Origin of the sequence: Micromonospora noduli (assembly GCF_003264365.1) — a bacterium.
Lineage (GTDB): Bacteria > Actinomycetota > Actinomycetes > Mycobacteriales > Micromonosporaceae > Micromonospora > Micromonospora noduli.
Genome location: NZ_PYAK01000016.1, coordinates 1 through 21,976, shown reverse-complemented (window position 1 = coordinate 21,976; position 21,976 = coordinate 1). Strand labels below are relative to the sequence as shown.

22 protein-coding genes and 1 pseudogene are annotated in these 21,976 nt (G+C 71.7%); 7 read left to right on the top strand and 16 right to left on the bottom strand.

What is annotated here, in order from left to right:
* Window positions 1-89: 89 nt before the first annotated feature.
* The 10 genes from GUI43_RS14950 to GUI43_RS14905 form a co-directional block, all read right to left on the bottom strand.
* On the bottom strand, window positions 90-1,166 hold the full coding sequence (locus tag GUI43_RS14950) for an NAD-dependent epimerase/dehydratase family protein (protein WP_112699074.1): 1,077 nt from the start codon (window positions 1,164-1,166) through the stop codon (window positions 90-92).
* Between the two features lie 122 nt (window positions 1,167-1,288).
* The gene (locus tag GUI43_RS14945) at window positions 1,289-1,390 is read right to left on the bottom strand and encodes a 30S ribosomal protein bS22 (RefSeq protein ID WP_007465623.1); all 102 of its coding nucleotides are present in this window, start codon (window positions 1,388-1,390) and stop codon (window positions 1,289-1,291) included.
* Window positions 1,391-1,660: 270 nt separating this feature from the next.
* On the bottom strand, window positions 1,661-1,870 hold the full coding sequence (locus GUI43_RS14940) for a helix-turn-helix domain-containing protein (RefSeq protein ID WP_007465625.1): 210 nt from the start codon (window positions 1,868-1,870) through the stop codon (window positions 1,661-1,663).
* 210 nt (window positions 1,871-2,080) lie between these two features.
* Window positions 2,081-3,265 carry an ABC transporter permease gene (locus tag GUI43_RS14935; protein WP_091402733.1) on the bottom strand — a complete coding sequence of 395 codons (1,185 nt, stop codon included), beginning with the start codon at window positions 3,263-3,265 and terminating at the stop codon, window positions 2,081-2,083.
* Window positions 3,262-4,176 (bottom strand): ABC transporter ATP-binding protein, encoded by a 915-nt coding sequence (locus GUI43_RS14930; protein WP_249037759.1) that lies wholly within the window; start codon window positions 4,174-4,176, stop codon window positions 3,262-3,264. Before GUI43_RS14930 ends, GUI43_RS14935 begins: the two co-directional genes overlap by 4 nt.
* Complete coding sequence (locus tag GUI43_RS14925) at window positions 4,173-5,528, bottom strand: efflux RND transporter periplasmic adaptor subunit (RefSeq protein ID WP_112584236.1); 1,356 nt, start codon at window positions 5,526-5,528, stop codon at window positions 4,173-4,175. The genes GUI43_RS14930 and GUI43_RS14925 overlap by 4 nt, the downstream gene beginning before the upstream one ends.
* A 79-nt stretch (window positions 5,529-5,607) precedes the next feature.
* Entirely contained in the window at window positions 5,608-6,897 is a 1,290-nt protein-coding gene (locus GUI43_RS14920) for a hypothetical protein (RefSeq protein ID WP_112699073.1), read from the bottom strand.
* Window positions 6,898-6,966: 69 nt separating this feature from the next.
* Window positions 6,967-7,542 carry a TetR/AcrR family transcriptional regulator gene (locus GUI43_RS14915; RefSeq protein ID WP_112584234.1) on the bottom strand — a complete coding sequence of 192 codons (576 nt, stop codon included), beginning with the start codon at window positions 7,540-7,542 and terminating at the stop codon, window positions 6,967-6,969.
* Complete coding sequence (locus tag GUI43_RS14910; RefSeq protein WP_112584233.1) at window positions 7,535-8,335, bottom strand: alpha/beta fold hydrolase; 801 nt, start codon at window positions 8,333-8,335, stop codon at window positions 7,535-7,537. Before GUI43_RS14910 ends, GUI43_RS14915 begins: the two co-directional genes overlap by 8 nt.
* Before the next feature lie 107 nt (window positions 8,336-8,442).
* Window positions 8,443-9,363 (bottom strand): proline dehydrogenase family protein, encoded by a 921-nt coding sequence (locus GUI43_RS14905; RefSeq protein ID WP_112584232.1) that lies wholly within the window; start codon window positions 9,361-9,363, stop codon window positions 8,443-8,445.
* Window positions 9,364-9,469: 106 nt separating this feature from the next.
* On the opposite strand from GUI43_RS14905, the gene GUI43_RS14900 reads away from it, so the two are divergent.
* The 3 genes from GUI43_RS14900 to GUI43_RS14890 are packed head-to-tail and all read left to right on the top strand — an operon-like array spanning window position 9,470 to window position 11,517.
* Window positions 9,470-9,742, top strand: a complete 273-nt coding sequence (locus GUI43_RS14900) for a hypothetical protein (protein ID WP_225855034.1) — start codon at window positions 9,470-9,472, stop codon at window positions 9,740-9,742.
* A gap of 1 nt (window position 9,743) precedes the next feature.
* Window positions 9,744-10,910, top strand: a complete 1,167-nt coding sequence (locus tag GUI43_RS14895; protein WP_112584231.1) for a glutathionylspermidine synthase family protein — start codon at window positions 9,744-9,746, stop codon at window positions 10,908-10,910.
* 19 nt (window positions 10,911-10,929) lie between these two features.
* Window positions 10,930-11,517: a CGNR zinc finger domain-containing protein gene (locus GUI43_RS14890; RefSeq protein ID WP_091402753.1), complete on the top strand. Its 588-nt coding sequence runs from the start codon at window positions 10,930-10,932 to the stop codon at window positions 11,515-11,517.
* Window positions 11,518-11,548: 31 nt separating this feature from the next.
* Here GUI43_RS14890 and GUI43_RS14885 read toward each other — a convergent pair whose 3' ends face one another.
* A complete protein-coding gene (locus tag GUI43_RS14885) occupies window positions 11,549-12,355 on the bottom strand; it encodes a sugar phosphate isomerase/epimerase family protein (protein ID WP_112584230.1) in 807 nt (268 codons plus the stop codon).
* A 75-nt stretch (window positions 12,356-12,430) separates the two neighbouring features.
* Entirely contained in the window at window positions 12,431-13,375 is a 945-nt protein-coding gene (locus GUI43_RS14880; RefSeq protein ID WP_112584229.1) for a Ppx/GppA phosphatase family protein, read from the bottom strand.
* Window positions 13,376-13,455: 80 nt separating this feature from the next.
* Between GUI43_RS14880 and GUI43_RS14875 the strand changes: the two genes are divergently transcribed.
* A complete protein-coding gene (locus tag GUI43_RS14875; protein WP_112584228.1) occupies window positions 13,456-14,253 on the top strand; it encodes a DUF3109 family protein in 798 nt (265 codons plus the stop codon).
* A 275-nt stretch (window positions 14,254-14,528) separates the two neighbouring features.
* Here the strand turns inward: GUI43_RS14875 and GUI43_RS14870 are convergent, their stop codons facing one another.
* Window positions 14,529-15,212, bottom strand: coding sequence for a response regulator (locus GUI43_RS14870; protein WP_030329696.1), 684 nt, complete (start codon window positions 15,210-15,212; stop codon window positions 14,529-14,531).
* Between the two features lie 24 nt (window positions 15,213-15,236).
* Entirely contained in the window at window positions 15,237-16,520 is a 1,284-nt protein-coding gene (locus tag GUI43_RS14865) for a sensor histidine kinase (protein WP_112584227.1), read from the bottom strand.
* 204 nt (window positions 16,521-16,724) lie between these two features.
* On the opposite strand from GUI43_RS14865, the gene phoU reads away from it, so the two are divergent.
* Complete coding sequence (phoU, locus tag GUI43_RS14860; protein WP_091403559.1) at window positions 16,725-17,378, top strand: phosphate signaling complex protein PhoU; 654 nt, start codon at window positions 16,725-16,727, stop codon at window positions 17,376-17,378.
* Between the two features lie 64 nt (window positions 17,379-17,442).
* Here phoU and GUI43_RS14855 read toward each other — a convergent pair whose 3' ends face one another.
* Window positions 17,443-18,210 (bottom strand): phosphoglyceromutase, encoded by a 768-nt coding sequence (locus GUI43_RS14855; RefSeq protein ID WP_091403562.1) that lies wholly within the window; start codon window positions 18,208-18,210, stop codon window positions 17,443-17,445.
* A gap of 152 nt (window positions 18,211-18,362) precedes the next feature.
* On the opposite strand from GUI43_RS14855, the gene GUI43_RS14850 reads away from it, so the two are divergent.
* Complete coding sequence (locus GUI43_RS14850) at window positions 18,363-19,643, top strand: MDR family MFS transporter (RefSeq protein ID WP_112699072.1); 1,281 nt, start codon at window positions 18,363-18,365, stop codon at window positions 19,641-19,643.
* Between the two features lie 74 nt (window positions 19,644-19,717).
* Window positions 19,718-21,010: an MFS transporter gene (locus GUI43_RS14845; protein ID WP_112699071.1), complete on the top strand. Its 1,293-nt coding sequence runs from the start codon at window positions 19,718-19,720 to the stop codon at window positions 21,008-21,010.
* A gap of 365 nt (window positions 21,011-21,375) precedes the next feature.
* Here the strand turns inward: GUI43_RS14845 and GUI43_RS34595 are convergent.
* Window positions 21,376-21,976, bottom strand: a pseudogene (locus GUI43_RS34595) (hypothetical protein); the annotation flags it as partial.

Sequence of the window (21,976 nt, the reverse complement as noted above, 5' to 3'; positions counted from 1 at the left end):
ACTGCGGGTCGCGCCCCTCCTCCGGCCCACTCATGATGCCGCCTCGGTTCGCGACTGCGGGGCTCGCAAGACCGGCTCACTCCTCGCGCTCACGATGACCGCTCCCGGACCGCTGAACGGACCTGCCGGATGCCGTCCAGGACGAGTTGCTCGGCGGCGGCCAGCTGACCCCGGGTGACCACCACCCCACCGTGATGGGCCCGGATGAAGTCCTCGAACGCCTCGGCGGTCGACCGGGGCGTGAAGCCGTACTCCTGCTCAAGCCGGCTGGTGTCGACCACCCGGCCGTGCACGAAGAGGTCGACCTGGTCCAGGCCGTAGCGGCCGAAGCCCATGGTGCGGGCCAGCGCGGCGGCCCCGGACAGACCCGGCTCCAGCACCGGGACGGCGACCCGCCCGGCACGTCGGATCGCCTGGGACAGCGACAGCACCCCGGGGCCGGCGACGTTGTACGTGCCGGGATGGTCCTCCACGATCGACCGGTGCAGCACCTCCAACGCGTCGTCGAAGTGCAGGAACTGCAGGCGGGGGTCACGGCCGAAGACGGTCGGCACGAAGGGCTGCGAGAAGTAGCGGGTCAACGTGGTGTCGGCGGTCGAGCCGATGAACGGGGCGAAGCGCAGCACCGTGGCGGTGACGTCGGGTCGGCGGCGGCGGAAGCCGCGCACGTACCCCTCAAGGTCGAGGATGTCGCGGCCGAAACCGCCGCGCGGCACCTCGCGGGGTTCGGTCTCCTCGGTGAAGACCGCCGGATCCCGGAACGACACCCCGTACGCGGCGGTCGACGAGCGGACCACGAGCTTGCGCAGTCGAGGTGCCCGCTGGCAGGCGGCGAGCATCTGCATGCTGCCGATGACGTTCTGGTCCTTCATCGCGGACCGGCCGCCATGCGCCGGATCGGGTGAGGTGACCAGCGCGAGGTGCACCACCGCGTCGACGTCCAGGTCGGCGAGGAGGCCACCGAGGGAGCCGCTGTCGACGCGGATGCGTTCGACCCGGTCCAGCAGGTCGGTGAACTCGGTGCCGGAGTCCGGTGCGTCGACCCCGATGACCCGCTCGATGCGCGGGTCGGCGGCCAGTCGGGCCGCCACGTGGGCGCCCAGGTAACGGCCCACTCCGGTGACGACGACGACCCCCGGAGCACCTGAGGTGCCACCGGGGGTCATCTGACGCACCTACGCCGGCAGGATGGACCGAGCCGGGACGACCACGGCCTGATCACCTGAGCCTCCGGAGGTCGACAGTTTGGCAAGTGACGCCGAACGCCGGGCCGACAGCCCGGCGGCGATCACTTGCCGAGACGGCGACGCTGGACGCGGGTCTTGCGCAGCAGCTTGCGGTGCTTCTTCTTAGCCATGCGCTTACGGCGCTTCTTGACCACCGAGCCCATACGACAGCCTTTCGATACAACGTGCGGGGCGGACCGGATGACACCACGCAGGTGGCGACGGCGACCGCTTGCGGACAACGGACCGGACCAGTCTGGGCGGCGGGGCGCACCGGTGGGGTCTCGGTCGGGCTCCAGGGTAGCCGGAGGGCGTCAGCCGGACCAACGCGCCCCCGTCGCGGCCGCCTCTGGTTCGCGACAGCGCGGCCCGCAAGCTCACTCCTTACGCCCACCGATGCCGGTCAACTGGCGATCGGAGGGCGGGGCGGTGGCTCAGGCGGTCTCCTGAAAGGCACCCCGGAGATATTCGTGCACCGCATGCTCGGGCACCCGGAATGACCGGCCGACCCGGACGGCGGTGAGCTCACCGCTGTGCACCAGGCGATAGACAGTCATCTTTGACACCCGCATGACCGTCGCCACCTCCGCGACGGTCAGGAACTTGACCTCCGACAGCCGTCCGTCGGACTGTGACCCGGCCATGGCTCACCGACCCATCCCATGCCCGGCGCGTGCCAACCCGACGGATGCTCCGGGCCGGGCCGACGACGCGCGTGTTACCAGTACGGTAGCGGGGCGGTTGTGACCGGCGCGATCCCTTCCTGCAACTGATCATGCTTCGGTGGCCTGTTCACCCGATCCGTGCTCCTGGTATCCGCCCGTGCGCGTCCGTCGTCCGGTTGGTCCGGGTGCTCATTCGGTGCGCAGCGCGACCACCGGGTCGAGGCGGCCGGCGCGCTGCGCGGGGACCACCCCGAAGACGATGCCCACCACCGCCGAAACGCCGAAGGCGAGCGCCAACGACCACCAGGTGATCGCCGCCGGAATTGGCGACAGCGCGTCGACCAGCAGTGCGGTTCCCACGCCCAGCGCCATCCCGGTGAGCCCGCCGATCGTGGTGAGCAGCACCGCCTCCAGCAGGAACTGCACGCCGATGTCGCGGGGACGCGCGCCGACGGCCTTGCGCAGCCCGATCTCCCGGGTCCGCTCCCGGACGCTGACCAGCATGATGTTGGAGACGCCGACGCCGCCGACGAGCAGCGAGATGCCGGCGATGGCCGCCAGCACGCCGGTGAGGACACCGAGGATGTCGCCGAGCACGCCGAGGATCTGCTGCTGGGTGACCGCGCTGAACTCGGTGTCCGGGTGGCGGCGGTTCAGCTCGGCGACGATCCGTTCGCCCAGCTCGTCGATCCGCTCCCGGTCCGGCGCCTTCACCGCGATGCCGTCGACCCGCTGGGTGCCCCAGAGTCGTTGCGCGGCGGTCACCGGCACGTGCACCTCGTCGTCCCGGTCGACGCCGAGGCTCTGGCCGAGGGGCGCGAAGACTCCGATCACCCGGAACCGCACCCCGGCCAGCGCCACCTGCTGACCGAGCGGGTCCCGGTCGGGGAAGAGCGCACGGGCGACCGAGTCACCGAGCACCGCCACCCGTCGGCTGGTGTCCACGTCCGTGCCGGTGAGGTAGCGTCCCCGCGCCAGCGAGCGCGTGAACACCGCCGGGGTCGTCTCCAGGACGCCCTGCACTGTGGTGAAGTCGGAACGGGCACCGGCCCGCGCGGTAGCCCCGGAGGCGACGGTGACCGCCACCCGGTCGGGGTCGCCGACCACCCGGGTGACGGCGTCCACGTCCTTGAGGGTCAGCGGCGAGACGACCGGCGCGTTGCCCACCTCGATCCGGCCGGGGACGACCAGCAGCAGGTTGGAGCCGAGGCCCTCGACCTGCTGCTCGACCTTCTGTTTGGTGCCGGTGCCGATGGCCACCAGCAGCACCACCGAGGCCACCCCGATGATCACCCCGAGCATGGTCAGCGCGCTACGCAGCCGGTTGGCCCGCAGGGCGTCCAGCGCCACCCGCCACGCCTCGGCGACTCTCACCCCGTACCTCCGGGCCGCTCGACCTCGCGCGGAAGGCGCCCGGTGGCTCCGGCGGCGCCACCGGAGCCACCGGACGGGTGCCCCGGACCGCTTCCGGACGCGGACCGGGGCTCCGCGCTGGGAGCGGGGACCAGTGTCGCAGGTCGACCGTGATCAACGGACGGCGGTCGATCATGAGCGGAGCGCGGGTCGGCGCTGTCCGCCACGACCACCCCGTCGCGCATGGTGATCCGGCGGTGAGCGCGGGCCGCCACCTCCTGGTCGTGGGTGACCATCACCAGCGCCACCCCCGACTCCGCGTTGAGTTGCTCCAACAGCTCCAGCACGGCGGCGCCGGTGACGCTGTCCAGGTTGCCGGTGGGTTCGTCGGCCAGCAGCACCGTCGGCTCGGTGACCAGCGCGCGGGCGATCGCCACCCGCTGCTGCTCACCGCCGGACATCTGGTTGGGCCGGTGATCCAGCCGGTGCCCGAGGCCGACCCGGCCCAGCATCGCCGCCGCCCGCTCCCGCCGCTGCCGGGCCGACACCCCCCGGTAGACCAGGGGCAACGCAACGTTCTCCACCGCCGAGGTACGCGGCAACAGGTGGAACGCCTGGAAGACGAAGCCGATCGTCTCGTTGCGCAGGGTCGCCATCTCCGGTGGGGCGAGGGCGTTGACGTCCCGCCCGCCGATCACCAGGCGGCCACCGGTGGGCCGGTCCAGCCCGCCGAGGAGGTGCATGAGGGTGGACTTGCCCGAGCCGGACGGACCGACCAGGGCCACGTAGTCCCCCGGCTGCACGGTGAGCGACACCCCGCGCAGCGCCTCCACCGACACCCCGTCGAGCTGGTACGTCCGGGACACGTCCACCGCCTCGATGGCCGGAATTCGCTCCCCTGCCGGCCGATCTGCGACGGCGGGTTCGGTCACTGGACTTCCTGGCCGTCGCGGACCTGGTCGGCACCGCGCACCACGATCCGGTCGCCGGGCTGCACGCCGTTGAGGATCTGCACGAGGTCGGACCCCTGGACGCCCACGGTCACCGGCGCCCGGCCCGCCTTGCCGTCACGGACCACCCAGACCGCGTCCCGGCCGTCGGCGGAGAACACCGCCGACGCGGGGACGGTCACCGCGTCGACGGCCTCACGTACCCGCAGGTGCACGATCGCGTTCATGCCGGGGCGGGGCGTCGGGGCCGGCTCGTCCTCGGCCAGCTTCCCGGCGCCCAGCGCGAGGCGGACCCGGTAGGTGACCCCGCCCTGCGCGGAGCTGGTGGGCAGCACGTCGACCGAGCGGACGGTGGCGTCATAGCTGGCGCCGGTAACGGCGTCCAACTCGACAGTGGCCGGCACGCCGGCCTTGACCAGCAGCACGTCGGTCTCGTCCACCTCGGCGAGCAGACCCAACTGCCCGGTGTCCACCACGGTCAGCACCGGTGTACCGGCGGTGACCTGACCACCGACCGCGACCGCGTCGTCCACGCCGGCCGGCGGCCCACCCTGGCTGGGGGCCAGCACGGACGGGTCGAGCCCGGCCGCCTGCGCGCCACCGGCCTGCTCCAGCAGCCCGGCCAGACCGGCATTCGCGCCTCCGCCGGCCCGGGTGCCGCCGGGCTGCACCACCCCGGCGATCGGGGCACGCAGGGTCAGCGCGTCGACTGTCGCCTTCGCCAGGTCGTACGCCTGCTGGGCCTGGAGCCGCTGCGCCGCGGAGAGCGCGCCGACGGCGGAACTCAAGCCGTTGATCCCCCGCTGCACCGCGCGGACCGCCTGGTCGGCGCTGCGCGCGGCGGCCGCGTACTGGCGTTGCGCGGACGTCACCTGGGTGAGTAGCGCGTCGCGCAGTTGCGGGTCGGCGATCTTCTCGGCGGCCTTCCGGGCCGCGTCGAACGCCTCGTCGGCGGCCTTGTCGGTGCCACGCCGGCTGCTGGTCAGGCTGCCCGCTCCGACGCCCCGGCCGGCGCGCTTCGCGGCGGCCAGCGCCTCCTTGGCCTGGCGGAGACGCTGTTGCGCGCTCGGTGAGTCGACCACCGCCAGCACCTGACCGCGCTTGACCCGTTGTCCGGGTTGGACGCGCAGGCCGGACAGGGTGCCGTCGGCGGGAGCGGTGAGGGTGGCGGCGGCGCGGGCGGTCACCGTGGCGGGTGCGTCGATCACCTCGGTGACCGGGTTGCGGGCGGCCGACGCCAGCGCGAGATCGGGCCCTTCGTCGCCGCAGGAGGCGGCGGTGGTGGCGGTGAGGACGACGACGGCGGTCAGGGCGATGAGCAGGCGGGGCCGCATGGTGCTGGCGGGCCGTGACGACTGAGGACGGCGCACCCATCGATGGTACGGCGCACCGCCGCACCGCCTCGGAGCTGCGTCAGGCGGCGGTGGCGCGGACGTACGCCACGCACTCGTCGTGCAGCGTCGACCACTGCTCACCGAACGCCTTCTCGGAGGCCGCGTCGATGGTCCTGCCGTCGTGCACCACGGTCTTGAAGAAGGTGAGCAGCCGCAGCGGCCCGTACCGGTCGACGAGGTGCCGGACGGCCAGGTAGCCGATGCCGTAGCTGGCGGCCACCCGTTCGGCGGAGGCATCGTCGGCGGGGTTGACGCCCTCCAACTTGCCGTCCCAGCCGCCCCGGACCATCTTGCGCACGTCGGCGATCCCCTCGTACCGGTCGACCGCCTGGCCGCCGGCACCGGCGAACTCGGCCAGGCCCTCGACCAACCACCAGGTGAGCTTGCCCGGGTAGCCGCGCTCCGGCAACGACGCCGCGTGGGTCAGCTCGTGCCGCAGCAGGTCGTCGGTGCCGCTGTTGGAGAGCCCTTCGGCGTTGAGCACCACCTCGTGGTGGCCGCCACCCACTGTGACCGCGTAACCGCCGGTCCATTCCGGGCGCTCCCCGCCGTACCAACGCTGCCACTCGGTGCGCCCGGCGTAGAAGACCCGGTATCGGTCCGGCGGGGAGCCGGTCACCGCGTACCCGTCAGCGACCTTCGCCGCCGCCTCGGCCTGGGCGAGCAGGCCGGGCAGCTTGCCGCGCAGCGCCGGGGTGGTGGCGACGATGGTCCGCGCGCCGATGGCGACCGCCAGGTCGCTGATCTCCCACGGTCGCGTGCCGGTCTCCACCGACTTGGATTCCTCCATGGCGACCATCCGGGGCTGGTCGCCGTTCTCCCGCCACCGGGTGCCGATCAGCACCGGGCTGGGCCGGCAGTTCGGCGTGACGAAGCAGTACTGGAAGCGCACCAGCAGCCGCCACTCGCCGGGCTTGCCGATGATCGGCACGGGCAGGCCACTCGGCTCGGCCCGCCAGCCGGTCACCTTGAGCTCGCGTAACGCGGCGAAGCGTCGGCGCAGATCGTTGTGGGCGGCGGGATCGGCGACGGCGAGGAAGCCGGCGCGGTCGCCGCCGAGGAGTGCCGCGGACTGCCGGTGGAGCTGGGCGGTGATCCGGTCGGACAGCCCGCGGGCCACGGCGGTGGCCGGGTCGTCGGCCGCCGAGGAGCCGACCCGGCTGACAGTGGGGCGCGAGCCTGTCTCCCGGATCACTCCGACGACGAGCGCCGCCGGCAGGCCGCAGCCCAGCAGCAGGAGGACCACCACGAGCACCGTCCACAGCGGCCAGAGCCGCCGTGGTGCTGGCTGCTGCACCTCGTCAATCACCCGCCGAAGGGTACGACCACTACCTGGATGCGACGAGGCCGCCCCGGGCCGATCGGCCCGGCCGCTCGCTCACCCGCCGGTGCGCGGCCAGGAGCGGAACGAGATGTCCATGCTCGCGACCAACTGGTGGTACGAGCGGTCGATATCGCGGGGCAGACCGAAGCCACCCGCGGCCTCCAGGGTCACGAAGCCGTGCAGGGCGCTGCGCAGCGCCCGGGTCGCGTCCACCGCGTCGTCACCGGTCAGCCCGTACCCGCGCAGCACCGCGAAGATGGCACCCACGGCGCGTTCGCCCGCCTCGACGTGTTCCGGGTCGGCCGGGTCGGGCACCCGCTGCGTCGCCGGGTAGCGGCCGGGGTGCCGGAGGGCGTAGTCACGGTAGGCGTCCGCCAGGGCCCGGAGCGCGTCGCCACCGGAGCGGCCGACGGCGGCGGTGGTCATCTCGGTGGCCAGCTCAGCGGTGGCCAGGACGGCCAGTTTCTGGGCCAACGCGTCCGCCCCGCGCACGTGCTTGTAGAGGCTGGGCAGCGCCACCCCGAGCCGGCTGGCGAGCGCGGCGAGGGTGAGCTGCTGGAAGCCGACCTCGTCGGCCAGCCGGGCCGCCTCCCGTACGACGGTCTGCTGGTTCAGGCCGACCCTAGGCACCGGCGCACACCGCCAGGAAGCCGAGCAGTTCCTCGGCGGTGCGCTGCGGCCGGTCGGCGTGCGGGTAGTGGCCGGACTCCTCGATCATCCGGGCCTCGGCGGTGCCGAAGAGCCGCCGGGCGGCCCGCGCCTCGGCTCCCGGGTCGGGGAAGTCCGGGTCCTTGGACCCCATCAGCACCAGCACCGGTTGCCGCACCTGCGGGGCGCGGGCGGTCCAGTGCGGCTCGGCCGGTGCGATCACGCCGCGCGTCGCGGCCATCCGACCGGGCTCGCGCAGGTTGGCGACCATCGAGCGGCGGTACGCGGCGTCGTCGGCGGGTCGGTGCACCGGGAACAGTGTGTTGTGGAACATCCCGAACAGTCGAGGGCTGTGCAGCACTGACCACATCGCCATCCGCAGCAGCGGGTTGAGCTTCGGCTGACCGACGAACGCGCCGATCTGCACGATGCCGGTGACCAGCTCGGGCACGTCGGTGGCGGCGAAGACCACCGCCGCAGCGGCGGACGAGCTGCCGACCAGCACGGCCGGGCCGGCATCGAGGTCGCGGACCACGGCCAACAGGTCCGCGCCGACCTCCGCCGGGGCGTACGTGGACCAGCCGGCGCTGGACTCGCCGTGGCCCCGGACGTCGACCGAGGCGACCCGGTGACCGGCGGCCACCAGTAGCGGCACGAGGTGCCGGAAGCTCGCCCTGTTCTCGCCCATGCCGTGCGCGAGGACCACCAACGGCCCCTCGCCCTGCACCTCGTACGCGATGTGTCCGCCGTCCCGCCGCACCTGGCTAGTTGTCATAGCCTTAAAGCTAAGCCACTTAGCCAACGTTGGCAAGCCGGATACCGGAAACGGGCCGGCGGTGACCCGAGGGGTCGCCGCCGGCCCGTTTCGCCGAACCGGAGGAACTACTTCTTGGAGATCAGGGCACGGCCGAAGAAGACCAGGTTGGCGGGGCGCTCGGCGAGCCGGCGCATCAGGTAGCCGTACCACTCGTCGCCGTACGGGACGTAGGTGCGCACGGTGTAGCCGTCCCCGGCCAACCGGGCCTGCTCCTCGGGGCGGATGCCGTAGAGCATCTGGAACTCGAAACGCTCGGGACCCCTGTCGAACCACCGGGCCCGGTCCTCACCGATGGCGATCATCCGCGGGTCGTGGGTGGCCAGCATCGGGTAACCGTCGCCGGACATCAGGATGTTCATGCAGCGCACGTACGACTTGTCCACCTCACGGGCCGACTGGTACGCCACCGACTCCGGCTCCTTGTAGGCGCCCTTGCACAGCCGCACCCGCGACCCGGCCGAGGAGAGCTCCCGGCAGTCCGACTCGGTCCGCCGCAGGTACGCCTGGAGCACCGCGCCGGTCGACGGGAAGTCCTTGCGCAGCCGGCTCAGCACCTCCAACGTCGAGTCGGTGGTGGTGTGGTCCTCCATGTCCAGGGTGACGGTGGTGCCCGCCGCGTCGGCCGCCGCGCAGATCGCCCGTGCGTTGTCGTACGCCAACTGCTCGTCGAACATCTGGCCGAGGGCGGAGAGCTTCACGCTCACCTCGGCGGCCGGGGTGAGCCCAGCGGCGCCGAGCATCTTCAGCAGTTTCAGGTATTCGTCCCGGGTGGCGGTGGCCTGCTCGGGGCGGACGGTGTCCTCACCAAGGTGGTCGAGGGTGACCGCGAGGCCGTCGTCGACGAGCCCGCGGGTCGCGCGCAACGCGTCGTCGGTGGCGGCGCCGGCGACGAACCGGCGGACGACGTCCCGGGTGTACGGGGCAGTCGCGACGAGCCGCTCGACCTGGGATGACCGGGAGGCGGCGAGGATGACGGAACGGAGCATGAGCCGAGCGTAACGCCCCTGCCAGGGGCCCCGCCGAGGGGCGGCCGGGGCACCTCGGCCCGGGGGCGGGGCGGCGGCGGTGGCGTCGATCGGCTACAACGATGCCGTGGACCAACGCCCCCGCCGCCGACTCCGCTCGGCCTCCGTGCAGCTCGGCGCGCTCACCGCTCTCGCGCTCGCCCTCTCCGGCTGCAACATGACCTCGGACGACGACGATGACGACGACTGCGCCCTCGGGCCGGTCGGCGGCGGCGACACCGTCGCGCTCGCGATGCGCGTCACCGACCCGGCCGCCGGTCGCACCGCCCCGGAGCCGACCACCGCCGCCCTGCCCGAACGCGGTGGATTCGGCACCCACCTCGCCGCCTGCGGCGGCTGACGTGCGCCGCGAGACGGTCACGCCGCGCCCCGACTGGGACGCCACCATCCGGTCGCAGGGGCTGGTCTACGTCGACACCGAGCTGCCCGACGGCGGGATCATGTCGTACTGGGACGAGACCGCCGCGTACGCCTTCGACCTGGACGAGGTGCTGCGGCTGGAGGAGGCCACCGAGGAGCTGCATCGGATGTCGGTGGCCGCCGCCGAGCACGTGGTGGCGCAGCGCCGGTACGCCGAGTTCGGCATCCCGGAGTGGGCGGCCGAGGCGGTGGCCCGGTCGCTGCGGGAGGCCCCACCGACCCTGTACGGGCGCTTCGACCTCGCGTACGACGGCACCTGGCCTCCGAAGATGTTGGAGTACAACGCGGACACCCCCACCGCGTTGGTCGAGGCGAGCATCATCCAGTGGTACTGGCTGGAGCAGACCCGGCCGGAGCTGGACCAGTGGAACAGCCTGCACGAGCGGCTGGTCGGCGCCTGGGCCAAGATCGGGGCGGGGCTGCACGACCCCCGGGTGCACGTGCTCTGGTCGAACGAGGAGGAGTCCGGCGAGGACCACATGACCGCCGGGTACCTCGCCGAGACCGCCCGACAGGCCGGCCTGAGCGTCGAACTCCAACCCATCCAGGAGATCGGCTGGGACGGCCGACGCTTCGTCGACGCCGACGACAACCCGGTGACCACCTGCTTCAAGCTCTACCCGTGGGAGTGGATGCTGGCCGAGCCGTACGGGCCGGCGGCCCTGGCCCCGGGCACCCCGACCACCTGGATCGAGCCGGCCTGGAAGCTGCTGCTCTCCAACAAGGCGCTGCTCGCGGTCCTCTGGGAGCTGTACCCCGGCCACGAGTACCTGCTCCCGGCGTACCTCGACTCGCCGCGCGGCATGCGGGAGTACGTCGCCAAGCCGCTGCTCGGCCGCGAGGGCGGATCGGTGCGCATCGTCACCGCCGATGAGGAGATCACCAACCCGGGGATCTACGGCGACGAGGGCTGGTGCTACCAGGAGTTCCGGGCGTTGCCGCAGTTCGCCGGCAACCGGATGGTGCTGGGCAGCTGGATCGTCGACGGCGAATCGGCCGGCGTGGGTGTGCGGGAGAGCGCGAGTCTGATCACCGACGGCTACGCGCGCTTCCTGCCGCACTACATCGACGCGCCGCGCACCCGCTGAGTCGTCTACCGTTGGGGGCGTGAACTTCGACGCGTACGCCCGGACCGGCGTTGACCTGGTCAACGCCCGCCTGGACGACCTCGACGACCTGCGGGCCCTCTTCCCCGACGAGAACGCCTGGATGCGCGACGAGGTCGCGGACCGGGACGTGGCGATTTTCCGCCGGGCGCAGAAACGGTTGCGCGACGTCTTCGAGTACGGCACCTCGGGGCGGGACGCCCAGGCGGTCACCGAGCTGAACGCGCTGCTCGAGGCGTTCCCGGTGCAGCCGCGCATCTCCGGGCACGACTCCAGCGACTGGCACATGCACGTGACCAGTCGGGGCGCCTCGGTCAGTGCCGAATATCTGGCCGGCGCGGTCTGGGGGCTGTCGGTCTGGCTCTGCGAGTACGGCAGCGCCCGGTTCGGGGTCTGCGCCGACGAGCGGTGCGGCAACGTCTACCTGGACACGTCGTCCAACTGCTGCCGGCGGTTCTGCTCGGAGCGCTGCGCCACCCGCTCGCACGTCGCCGCGCACCGGGCCCGCAAGCGGGCGGCGGTCGGCGAGCAGGTCACTGTCGCCCCGCAGCCGACCTCCGCCGCCGATTCCCTCTCACCGGTCAGCTGACACCGTTGCCGCCCGATCGTGGGCGGACGGGTCAGGCGTCGACCGGTGACGACGCGGTCAGGTGCTGGCGGGCGAACTCCAGCGCGGCGCGCAGGTCCGCCTCGCGCACCGCGCGGCTCTTCGCGCCCCGGGTGGCGACCTCCACCGCCACCGCCCCGGTGAAACCCCGGCCGGCCAGCGAGGAGAGCAGCTCCCCGCAGGGCTGGGTGCCGCGCCCGGGCACCAGGTGCTCGTCGCGGCCCTCGCCCGTGCCGTCGCCGAGGTGTACGTGCGCCAGCCCGGCGCCCATCCGGTCGGCCATCTCCAGGGGGTCGCTGTGCGACGCCGCGCAGTGCGACAGATCCAGGGTGTACGACGGGTAGCCGGCGTCGGTCGGATCCCAGCCGGGCACATACGGGACGAACTGCCGGCCCGCCATCCGCACCGGGTACATGTTCTCCACAGCGAAGCGCAGCCCGCTGAACCGGTCCGCGACGGTGGCCAGACCCTCGGCGAAGTTGCGCGCGTAGTCGCGCTGCCAGGTGAACGGTGGGTGCACCACGACAGTCGGCGCGCCCAGCGTCTCGGCCAGCTCGGCGGCCTTGCGCAGGCGCTCCCACGGGTCCGGGCTCCACACGCGCTGGGTAACCAGCAGGCAGGGCGCGTGCACCGAGAGCACCGGCACGTCGTAGTGCGTGGAGAGGCCGCGCAGAGCGCCCGCGTCCTGGCTGACCACGTCGGTCCAGACCATCACCTCGACGCCGTCGTAGCCGAGCGCCGCGGCCAGTTGGAACGCCGCCGCGGTCGGCTCGGGAAAGACCGACGAGCTGGACAGGAGCACTGGAACGCGGGAAGTCACATCAGCCAGCGTAGCCCGGCAGCGCCGGGGGCATCGTGACGAGCGCCGGCAAATCGACCGAAAACGGCCGCCGGATCAGATCGGCTCCAGTTGATCGAGGCGGCGGAGGATGACACCCTCCCGCAGCGCCCACGGGCAGATGTCCAGCGAGTCCAGATCCAGGCGGCGCATCACCGCCTCGGCGACCACGGCACCGGCCAGCAACTGGTGGGCCCGACCCGCGCTGACCCCCTCCAGCTCCATCAACTGCGCCGGTGGGATGTGCCGGATGAAACCGATGACCTGCCGCAAGCCGGCCCGGGTCAGGCTGCGTCGCACCCACAGCCCGGAACCGGACGGGGCCGCCCCGGCCAGTCGGGCCAGGGTGCGGAACGTCTTCGAGGTGGCCACCGCGCGGCCCCAGCCCACCTCCGTCATCTGGTCGACGACCTTGTCCAGCCGGCCGTCCACGTACTCGCGGAGCTTGTCGACGGCCTCCGCCGAAGGCGGGGCCGCACTGGCCGGATCGACCCGCAGACGCTCGCGGGTCAGCCGACCGGCCCCGAGTGGCAGGGAGACCGCGACGTCCGGGTCCTCGTCGATGCCGGCGGCGATCTCCAACGAGCCGCCACCGATGTCAAGCACCAGCAGGCGGCCCGCCGACCAGCCGAACCACCGCCGTACCGCCAGGAACGTCATCCGCGCCTCGTCCGCCCCGGAGAGCACCGCCAGGCGTACGCCGGTCTCGTCCCGGACCCGGGCCAGCACCTCGGCGGCGTTGGTGGCGTCGCGCACCGCGGACGTGGCGAAAGCGATCAGGTCGTCGGCCGCCAACCCGGTGGCCGCCGCCTTGGCCATGCCCACCGCCTTGACCAGGCCGTCCGCGCCCGCCTCGGTCAGAGCGCCGTCTGGGCCGATCTGCTCGGCCAGCCGGAGCACCACCTTCTCGGAGTGCGCCGGCCACGGGTGCGCGCCGTGGTGCGCGTCCACCACAAGGAGATGCACCGTGTTGGATCCGACGTCGAGGACACCCAGTCGCATGGTGAAGACCCTAGGCGCAACACGTTTGCGCGGCTCACCGGCCTGCGGACGTGACCGCGCGTACGCTGGGCCGAGTGACGATGGAGCTCCGTGTGCTGGTGGACGACCCGGGTGACCCGCGCAGTCGCGAGGTGCCCCTGGACTTCCCTCGGGAGTGGATCGAGTTCACCGACCCAGCCGACGAGACGCACGTGATCCGGGCCGACCTGACCTGGTTGCTCTCCCGCTGGACCTGCATCTTCGGCAAGGGCTGCCACGGCATCATCGCCGGCCGGGCCGCCGACGGTTGCTGCTCGCACGGGGCGTTCTTCACCGACTCGGACGACGAGAAGCGGGTTCGCAACGCCGTCCGGCGACTCACCCCGTCGACCTGGCAGCATTTCCGGCGCGGGTTCAAGAACTGGACCGACGAGGACACCATCGACGGCAAGAACCCGGCCCGCCGCACCGCCACCCAGGGGGCCGACGGTCCGTGCGTGTTCCTCAACGACGCCGACTTCGCCGGCGGGGGCGGTTGCGCCCTGCACGCCCAGGCGCTACGCGACGGGGTGCACCCGTTGGAATACAAGCCGGACGTCTGTTGGCAGCTGCCGATCCGCCGCGATCAGGACTGGGTGAAGCGACCGGACAACAGCAAGGTGCTGGTCTCCACCCTGTCCGAGTTCGACCGGCGGGGCTGGGGAGCCGGCGGGCACGACCTGGACTGGTGGTGCACCTCCTCGACGGACGCGCACGTCGGCACCGAGCCGATGTACCTGTCGTACTCCCCGGAGCTGACCGCGCTGATCGGCGCTGCCGCCTACGAGCGGCTGGCCGAGCTGTGCGCGACCAGGACGAAGCAGGGCATGATCGCCCCGCACCCGGCCGACGAGGTCTAGCCGCGGACAAGGAGCCGGTGCGTCGGGTGAAACGCCTTTGGAGCTGACTCGTTTACGACATCGGCACCGGCACCGGCTCCACGACACCGGCTCCACGACGTCGGCTCCACGACGTCGGCGGATGACTCGTCTGTGACATCAGCTCCAAAGGGGCCGCATCAACGGACTCGCCCCCGCCGCACAGACGGCTCAGCTCTCGGAGCTGGCCCGCCGCTCAAGGGCCGACAGGCCGAAGGGGGCCTGCGTCGAGCGCAGACCCCCTTCGGGTACGCCGATCACGGCTCGAACTTGTAGCCCAGACCCCGCACGGTCACGATGAAGCGCGGCGCGGACGGCTCCGGCTCGATCTTGGAGCGCAGCCGCTTGACGTGCACGTCCAGCGTCTTGGTGTCACCGACGTAGTCGGCGCCCCAGACCCGGTCGATGAGCTGGCCGCGGGTGAGCACCCGGCCCGCGTTGCGCAGCAGCAGCTCCAGCAGCTCGAATTCCTTCAGCGGCAGCTGTACGGCCCCGCCGTCGACGGTCACCACGTGCCGCTCGATGTCCATCCGCACCGGCCCGGCGGCCAGCGTCGGCGCACCCGCCTCGGCCACCTCCGGGCTCTGCCGGCGCAGCACCGCCCGGATCCGGGCGACCAGTTCCCGCGGCGAGTACGGCTTCGTGACGTAGTCGTCGGCGCCGATCTCCAACCCGACCACCTTGTCGATCTCGCTGTCCCGGGCGGTGACCATGATGATCGGTACGGCGGAGCGCTGCCGCAACTGCCGGCAGACCTCGGTCCCCGACATCTCGGGCAACATCAGGTCGAGCAGCACGATGTCGGCGCCGGTCCGGTCGAACTCGGTGAGGGCGTCGGTGCCGGTCGCGGCGACCGAAACCTCAAAGCCCTCCTTACGGAGCATGTACGACAAGGCGTCGGAGAACGACTCCTCGTCCTCGACCACGAGAACGCGGCTCAACGGGGATTTCCTTTCCATTTGCTGTCAGACCTGCCGTAGCCCAGTCGGACCGGACTCGATCCCAACCGGCGGCAGTGTCGCCAGGAGGTCATCCGGTGGACTGGCGGGCAGCCGGAGGGTGAACGTCGATCCACCACCAAGAGTGCTCGACACCTCGACCCGTCCGCCATGGTTGCTCGCAATGTGTTTCACGATCGCCAGACCGAGCCCGGTGCCGCCGGTGGCACGCGAGCGGGCCTGGTCGGCCCGGTAGAACCGCTCGAAGATCCGGTCGACGTCGGTGGGGGCGATACCGATGCCCTGGTCAGCGACGGCGACCTCGACGTGCTCGTCGTCGCCGCGGAGGGTCACCCGCACCGTGGTGTCCTCGCCCGAGTAGTTGATGGCGTTCTCCACCAGATTCGCCACCGCCGTGGCGAGTTGGGAGTCGCTGCCGTAAGCGGTGAGACCACGCGCCCCGTCCACGGTCACCGCGACACCCCGGGCGGAGGCCGTGGTGCGGGTCCGGTCGACCACCTCGGCGATCACCCAGTCCAGCGCTACCGGCTCCGGTGGCGGTTGCGGCTCAGCCCCCTGCAGGCGGGTCAGCTCCAGCAACTCCTGCACCAGTCGACCCAGCCGGGTCGACTCGTGCTGGATCCGTTCGGCGAACCGGCGGGCGGCCACCAGGTCCTCGGAGAGGTCGGGTACCGCGGCGTCGGCCGGCTCGGTCGCGTCCAGCAACGCCTCGGCGAGCAGTTGCAGGGCACCGATCGGGGTCTTCAGCTCGTGGCTCACGTTGGCCACGAAGTCTCGTCGTACCCGGGTCAGCCGGTGCGACTCGGTCACGTCGACCGCCTCGACCGCGACGAAGCCGTTGCCCAGACCCATCGCCCGCAGGTGCACGCCGAGCGGGTTCTCCCCCGCGCTGTCGCGACCTCGGGGCAGGTCCAGCTCGATCTCGCGTCGCACGCCGGTGCGTCGCACCTGGCCGGCGAGGGTACGGATCAGCGGGTGCGCGGCGATTGAGCCCGGAGTGCTGCCGGTACGCAGCAGCCCCATCGCGCGGGCGGCCGGGTTGATCAACACGGGGACGTCGTCGTTGTCCAGAACCACGACACCGGCCCGGAGTGAGTCGATCGTCCGGCGGCCGAGCCCGGCCTGCTGCTCGTCGGCTATCGCGGGCCTCCCCCTGCTCCAGCGGAAGCTGACGCTCCCCGTCGACGTGGAGTGACCGTCCCGCCTCGGCAGGAACCGGGGCAGCAGCAGACCGGCGGCCATCCCGGCCACCAACGCCAGAGCCACCACGACCGCCACCGCCCACTCCACCCGGCGATCGTAGGGTCATTGTTAACCTGGCTACCACACAGAACGGGACGAACTACCCTCACTTACGGAAGTGTTCACCCCCACGTCTGGCGTCGTTCACCGTGGTTCATCCGGGATCCGTCCACGCGCCCTACCGTTGGCGTCGCACCTGCTCAACCCCCTGCGCCGGCACCCGTCGGCGGCGACCGACCACAGGACGTGATGATGCGCGACGAGTTCCGGGCCGACCTCCAGATCGTCAGCCAACTGCTGGTGGACATGGCGGAGGGCGTCCGCGCCGCCATGCGCCAGGCCACCCGGGCCCTGCTCACCGCCGACCGGCAGGCCGCCGAGACGGTCATCGAGCGGGACGCCGAGATCGACGACCTCTACCGGCACGTCGAGGAGCGGGTCTGTGACCTGCTCGCCCGACAGGCGCCGGTCGCCTCCGACCTCCGGGCGATGATCACCGCGCTGCACGTGGCCGCTGATCTGGAGCGGATGGGCGACCTCGCCGAGCACGTGGCGAAGACCGCCCTGCGCCGGCACCCCTCCCCCGCCGTCCCGGCCGAGCTGCGGACTGTCTTCACCGAGATGTCCGAGATCGCCGACCGGATGGCCGTGAAGATCGGTTCGGTGCTGGCGAAGCCCGACGCCGACCTCGCCGGCGAACTGGACCGCGACGACGACGCCATGGACGAGCTGCACAAGAACCTGTTCGCCGTGCTGCTCGGCGACGACTGGCCGTACGGGGTGGAGACGGCGATCGACGCCACCCTGCTGGGCCGCTTCTACGAGCGCTTCGCCGACCACGCGGTCAACGCCGGCGAGCACGTGATCTACCTGATCACCGGGGAGAGCGCGCCCAGCAGTAACTGACCGACACGGAAGGGGCCCCTCGCCATCGCTCTTCGCGATGACGAGGGGCCCCTCTTCTGGTGGCTCAGCGCCCCTGGTTGGCCACCGCCGCGGCGGCTGCCTTCGCAGCGGTCGGGTCGAGGTAGGTGCCGCCCAGAGTGAGCGGGCGCAGTTGCGGGTCGAGGTCGTAGCGCAGCGGGATGCCCGTCGGGATGTTCAGCTTGGCGATCGCCTCGTCGGAGATCTGGTCGAGGTGCTTGACGAGGGCGCGCAGCGAGTTGCCGTGCGCGGCCACCAGCACCGTCCGGCCGGCCAGGATGTCCGGCACGATCGAGTCGTACCAGTAGGGCAGCATCCGGTCGACGACGTCCTTGAGGCACTCGGTGCGGGGCATCAGCTCGGTCGGCAGCAGCGCGTAGCGCGGGTCACCCACCTGCGACCACTCGTCGTTGTCGTCGATGGGCGGCGGTGGCGTGTCGTACGACCGGCGCCAGAGCATGAACTGCTCCTCGCCGTACTCGTCGAGGGTCTGCTTCTTGTTCTTGCCCTGCAGGGCGCCGTAGTGACGCTCGTTGAGCCGCCACGACCGGCGCACAGCGATCCAGTGCCGGTCGGCGGCGTTGAGCGCCAGCTCGGCGGTGCGGATCGCACGGCGCATCACGCTGGTGTGCACGACGTCCGGCAGCAGGCTGTGCTCGCGCATCAACTCGCCGCCGCGCCGCGCCTCGCCCTCGCCCTTCTCCGTCAGGTCGACGTCCACCCAGCCGGTGAAGAGGTTCTTGGCATTCCAGTCGCTCTCACCGTGTCGCAGCAGGACCAGCGTCCCGACGGTGGGCCCTTCGCTCGCAGTCATGCGGATCATCCTGCCTCAACCGCCCGACGGACACGCGGGCAGCCGTCGTGACGACCACCACGTGAAAAAGCTGATGACCAGCAGATCCGGCCGCCACTAGGGTTGTAAGGCACGCCAGTCACATCGGTCATTACTTGCAAGCGGGGCGCCATATGCGGACGATGCGGAGTTGGTTCCGGGACACCACCGGCGGCCTACCGACCACCTTCTGGTACCTGTGGTCCGGCACCCTGATCAACCGACTCGGCTCGTTCGTCCTCGTCTTCCTCGCCATCTACCTGACCCAGGAACGTGGCTTCTCGGCCTCGCAGGCCGGCCTGGTGATCGGCCTCTGGGGTGTCGGCGGGGCGTTCGGCACGACCGCCGGCGGCACTCTGGCCGACCGGTGGGGCCGCCGGCCGACGCTGCTCACCGCCCACGTGGGCGCGGCGGCCATGATGCTCGGTCTCGGGCTGGCCCGGGATCTCTGGGCGGTGGCGCTGGGCGCGCTGCTGCTCGGCATGTTCGCCGAGGCGGCCCGGCCCGCGTTCGGGGCGATGATGATCGACGTGGTGCCGGCCAAGGACCGGCTGCGCGCCTTCTCGCTCAACTACTGGGCGATCAACCTGGGCTTCGCCTGCGCGGCCGTCCTCGCCGGCCTGGCCGCCCAGGCCGACTACCTGCTGCTGTTCGTGGTCGACGCGGCCACCATGCTGATCACCGCGCTGATCATCTTCAGCAAGGTGCCGGAGACCCGACAGACAGGCCCCGCCACCGCCGCCACGGCGGCAGCGGCTCCGCGCGGCGCGCTGCGCACGATCCTCACCGACCGGGTCTACCTCGGCTTCGTGGCACTCAACCTGTTCGCCGCGCTGGTGTTCCTCCAGCACATCTCGATGCTGCCGATCGCGATGGGCGACGACGGTCTGAGCCCCGCCACCTACGGCTCGGTGATCGCGCTCAACGGCATCCTCATCGTGGTCGGCCAGCTCTTCGTGCCCCGACTGATCCGGGGTCGGAGCCGCTCGCACGTGCTCGCGCTGGCGTCCGTGGTGATGGGCGTGGGGTTCGGGCTGACCGCGTTCGCCGGCACCCCCTGGTTCTACGGGCTGACAGTGCTGATCTGGACGGTCGGCGAGATGCTGAACTCGCCCTCCAACTCCACGCTGATCGCCGAGCTCTCCCCTGCCGAGCTGCGCGGTCGCTACCAGGGCGTGTTCTCCCTCTCGTGGCAGATCGCCGGGGCCAGCGCGCCGATCCTCGGTGGCCTGGTGCGCGAGCACGCGGGCAACGACACCCTCTGGTACGGCTGCGCCGCGCTCGGCCTCCTGACCGCGGTGGCCCACCTGGTGTCGGGGCCGGCCCGGGAACGGCGTGCGGCCGCGCTGCGGCGCTCCGGTGACGCACTGGCACCGGCCACCACGTCCCGTGCCCCACAGCCCGCCGAGGCGTAATGAGTGGCGCGGCCGTGCCGGAGTTCCTACTGTGCAGTGGAAACAGTTAACAACCTGAACTGTCGGGAGGTCGGGTGCACGCCCTGCGGCGCTGGTGGCACGACACCGCAGGCGGACTACCCGCCACCTTCTGGTACCTCTGGGCCGGCCTGCTGATCAACCGGGCCGGCGCGTTCGCCATGCTGTTCCTCTCGCTCTACCTCACCGACGTACGCGGCGCGAGCGAAGGGCTGGCCGGCACCGTGGTCGGCGCGTACGGGGCCGGTGGGGCGGCCGGCGTGCTGCTCGGCGGGGTGCTCGCCGACCGGTGGGGACGCCGGGCGACCCTGCTCGCCGCGCACCTGGCCACTGTCGGCCTGATGGTGGCGCTCGCCTTCACCCGACCCCTGCTGCTGATCGCGGTGCTCTCCGCGCTGATCGGCGTGGTCCACTCGATGCCCAGTCCGGCGTTCGTGGCGGCGATCGTCGACGTGGTGCCCGCCGAGCGTCGCTCGCGGGCGTTCAACCTTCAGTTCTGGGCGTTCAACCTGGGCATGGCGGTCGCCTCTCTGCTCGCCGGAGTCCTGGCCGAGGCGAGCTTCACCGCACTGTTCCTGGTCGACGCGGGCGCCACCCTGACCGCCGCAGCCGTGATCGCCTGGAAGGTGCCCGAAACCCTGCGGCTGGCCCGGCCAGCGGCCGACCCACCGCCCGCCACAGCGGCACCGAAATCCATCCGGACCCGTCGGCCGGGACTGCACACCGCGCTCACCGACCGCACCTTCCTGGTGTTCGTCGGGCTCACCTTCGTGCTGGCCGTACTCACCATGCAGACGTCGACCATCATGCCGCTGGCCATGCGCGCGGACGGCCTGGGCCCATCGGCGTACGGGCTGGTGGTGGCGCTCGGCGGCGCGCTGATCGTGGTCGGGCAGTTGTTCGTGCCCCGGCTGATCGACCGGCACCGCAAGGACGTCGTGCTGGCCGCCTCCACGGCGCTGCTCGCGCTCGGTTTCGGGGCGCTCGCTATCGCCGACGAACTGGCCATCTACCTGGGTGCCGCAGTGGTCTGGACGGTCGGCTCGATGCTCGCCGCCCCGCCCAACGCGCAGATCAACGCGGACCTGGCGCCACCGCAGCTACGAGCGCGTTACCAGTCGGTCTTCTACCTGACGTTCCCAGCCGCGGCGTTCGTCGCACCCACCCTCGGCGGGGTGAGTCTCCAGCACCTCGGCGACCGGCACTGGCTGATCGTGGGCGGGCTGGGTCTGCTGGCCGCGCTCGGGCACCTGCTCGCCGGACCATCCCGGGAGCGGCACGTCGCCGCGCTGCGCCGGGCTGTCGACCCGGAGCCGGCAACCCCCGCAGACCGCGTACCGACCGGATAACCGACGCAAAGCGCCCACCACGTCCCTGAGGTCGTGGTGGGCGCCCGCCGGCGGGGCCGGCGGCGGCGGGCAACACTCACCCCCGTAAGCATCGCCCGCTCACGCCGCCGGTCCAAACAGGTGGGAACCGTCCCCCAACGGTTATTCCACCCGTCCCCTCGCGCCTCGTCTGGTGCGCGGATCTGATCGATCCGCCGCTCCCCCGAACGTTTCCAAACGTGGCGCGGTGCAATAAAGCTAGTTCGCCCGGATTCTGGATTCAACCCAGAACGGCTGTCTCGCCGGTCACAACTGGCGAGTATCCGCTGCTCCGGCCTCGTCCGTTGGCAACAGCCGGGTACCCGTCGGCCATTCCCGCAAACACCTCAACCGTCTTCCCGATCAGGTGACTCGGTCCGGAAGAAGTTGCTCTGCCGGCCGTCCCGCAACTGTTCCTGATAAATCAGGTTCAGCCGCCGCAGGTCAAAGGTGTAGAACCACTCATCCCAGGTGATCTCGCGAATCCGGCTGCTTTCCCGGTATCCGGGAATGTTGAAGGTCAACACACCCGCCCGGCCATCCCGCTCGGTGCCCGCGATGGTCGCCGGCTTCGCCCCGCGCTCCTGGGCCCAGCGCTGGATCACCTCATGGTTCGCCGTGATCAAACTCCGCCCCGGCCGCTCCGGCCGATCCGCGATCGACGAGATCACCTGCGAACTGCGGACCGACCGACCCGTACCCCGTCCGGTCCGGATCCCGCCGGCCGCCGTCCCGCCACCGGTCGACGGCGTCAACGTGCGCTTGGCCGCCGCGCTCTTGGCCGGTGCCGTGCGCTTCGCTGTGGTGCGCTTCGCCGGCGCGCTCTTGGCCGGCGTCGCGCGCTTCGCCGTCGTGCGCTTGGCCGGCGCGCTCTTGGCCGGCGTCGCGCGCTTCGCCGTCGTGCGCTTGGCCGCCGCGCTCTTGGCCGGCGCCGCGCGCTTCGCCGCC

What these genes read in the sequence shown, in the direction of transcription:
- GUI43_RS14940 (WP_007465625.1), bottom strand. Translation starts at nt 1,870, where the DNA reads ATGGCCGGGTCACAGTCCGACGGACGGCTGTCGGAGGTCAAGTTCCTG.
- GUI43_RS14925 (WP_112584236.1), bottom strand. Translation starts at nt 5,528, where the DNA reads ATGCGGCCCCGCCTGCTCATCGCCCTGACCGCCGTCGTCGTCCTCACC.
- GUI43_RS14855 (WP_091403562.1), bottom strand. Translation starts at nt 18,210, where the DNA reads ATGACTGCGAGCGAAGGGCCCACCGTCGGGACGCTGGTCCTGCTGCGA.
- GUI43_RS14875 (WP_112584228.1), top strand. Translation starts at nt 13,456, where the DNA reads ATGGAGCTCCGTGTGCTGGTGGACGACCCGGGTGACCCGCGCAGTCGC.
- phoU (WP_091403559.1), top strand. Translation starts at nt 16,725, where the DNA reads ATGCGCGACGAGTTCCGGGCCGACCTCCAGATCGTCAGCCAACTGCTG.
- GUI43_RS14880 (WP_112584229.1), bottom strand. Translation starts at nt 13,375, where the DNA reads ATGCGACTGGGTGTCCTCGACGTCGGATCCAACACGGTGCATCTCCTT.
- GUI43_RS14945 (WP_007465623.1), bottom strand. Translation starts at nt 1,390, where the DNA reads ATGGGCTCGGTGGTCAAGAAGCGCCGTAAGCGCATGGCTAAGAAGAAG.
- GUI43_RS14850 (WP_112699072.1), top strand. Translation starts at nt 18,363, where the DNA reads ATGCGGACGATGCGGAGTTGGTTCCGGGACACCACCGGCGGCCTACCG.
- GUI43_RS14910 (WP_112584233.1), bottom strand. Translation starts at nt 8,335, where the DNA reads ATGACAACTAGCCAGGTGCGGCGGGACGGCGGACACATCGCGTACGAG.
- GUI43_RS14905 (WP_112584232.1), bottom strand. Translation starts at nt 9,363, where the DNA reads ATGCTCCGTTCCGTCATCCTCGCCGCCTCCCGGTCATCCCAGGTCGAG.
- GUI43_RS14950 (WP_112699074.1), bottom strand. Translation starts at nt 1,166, where the DNA reads ATGACCCCCGGTGGCACCTCAGGTGCTCCGGGGGTCGTCGTCGTCACC.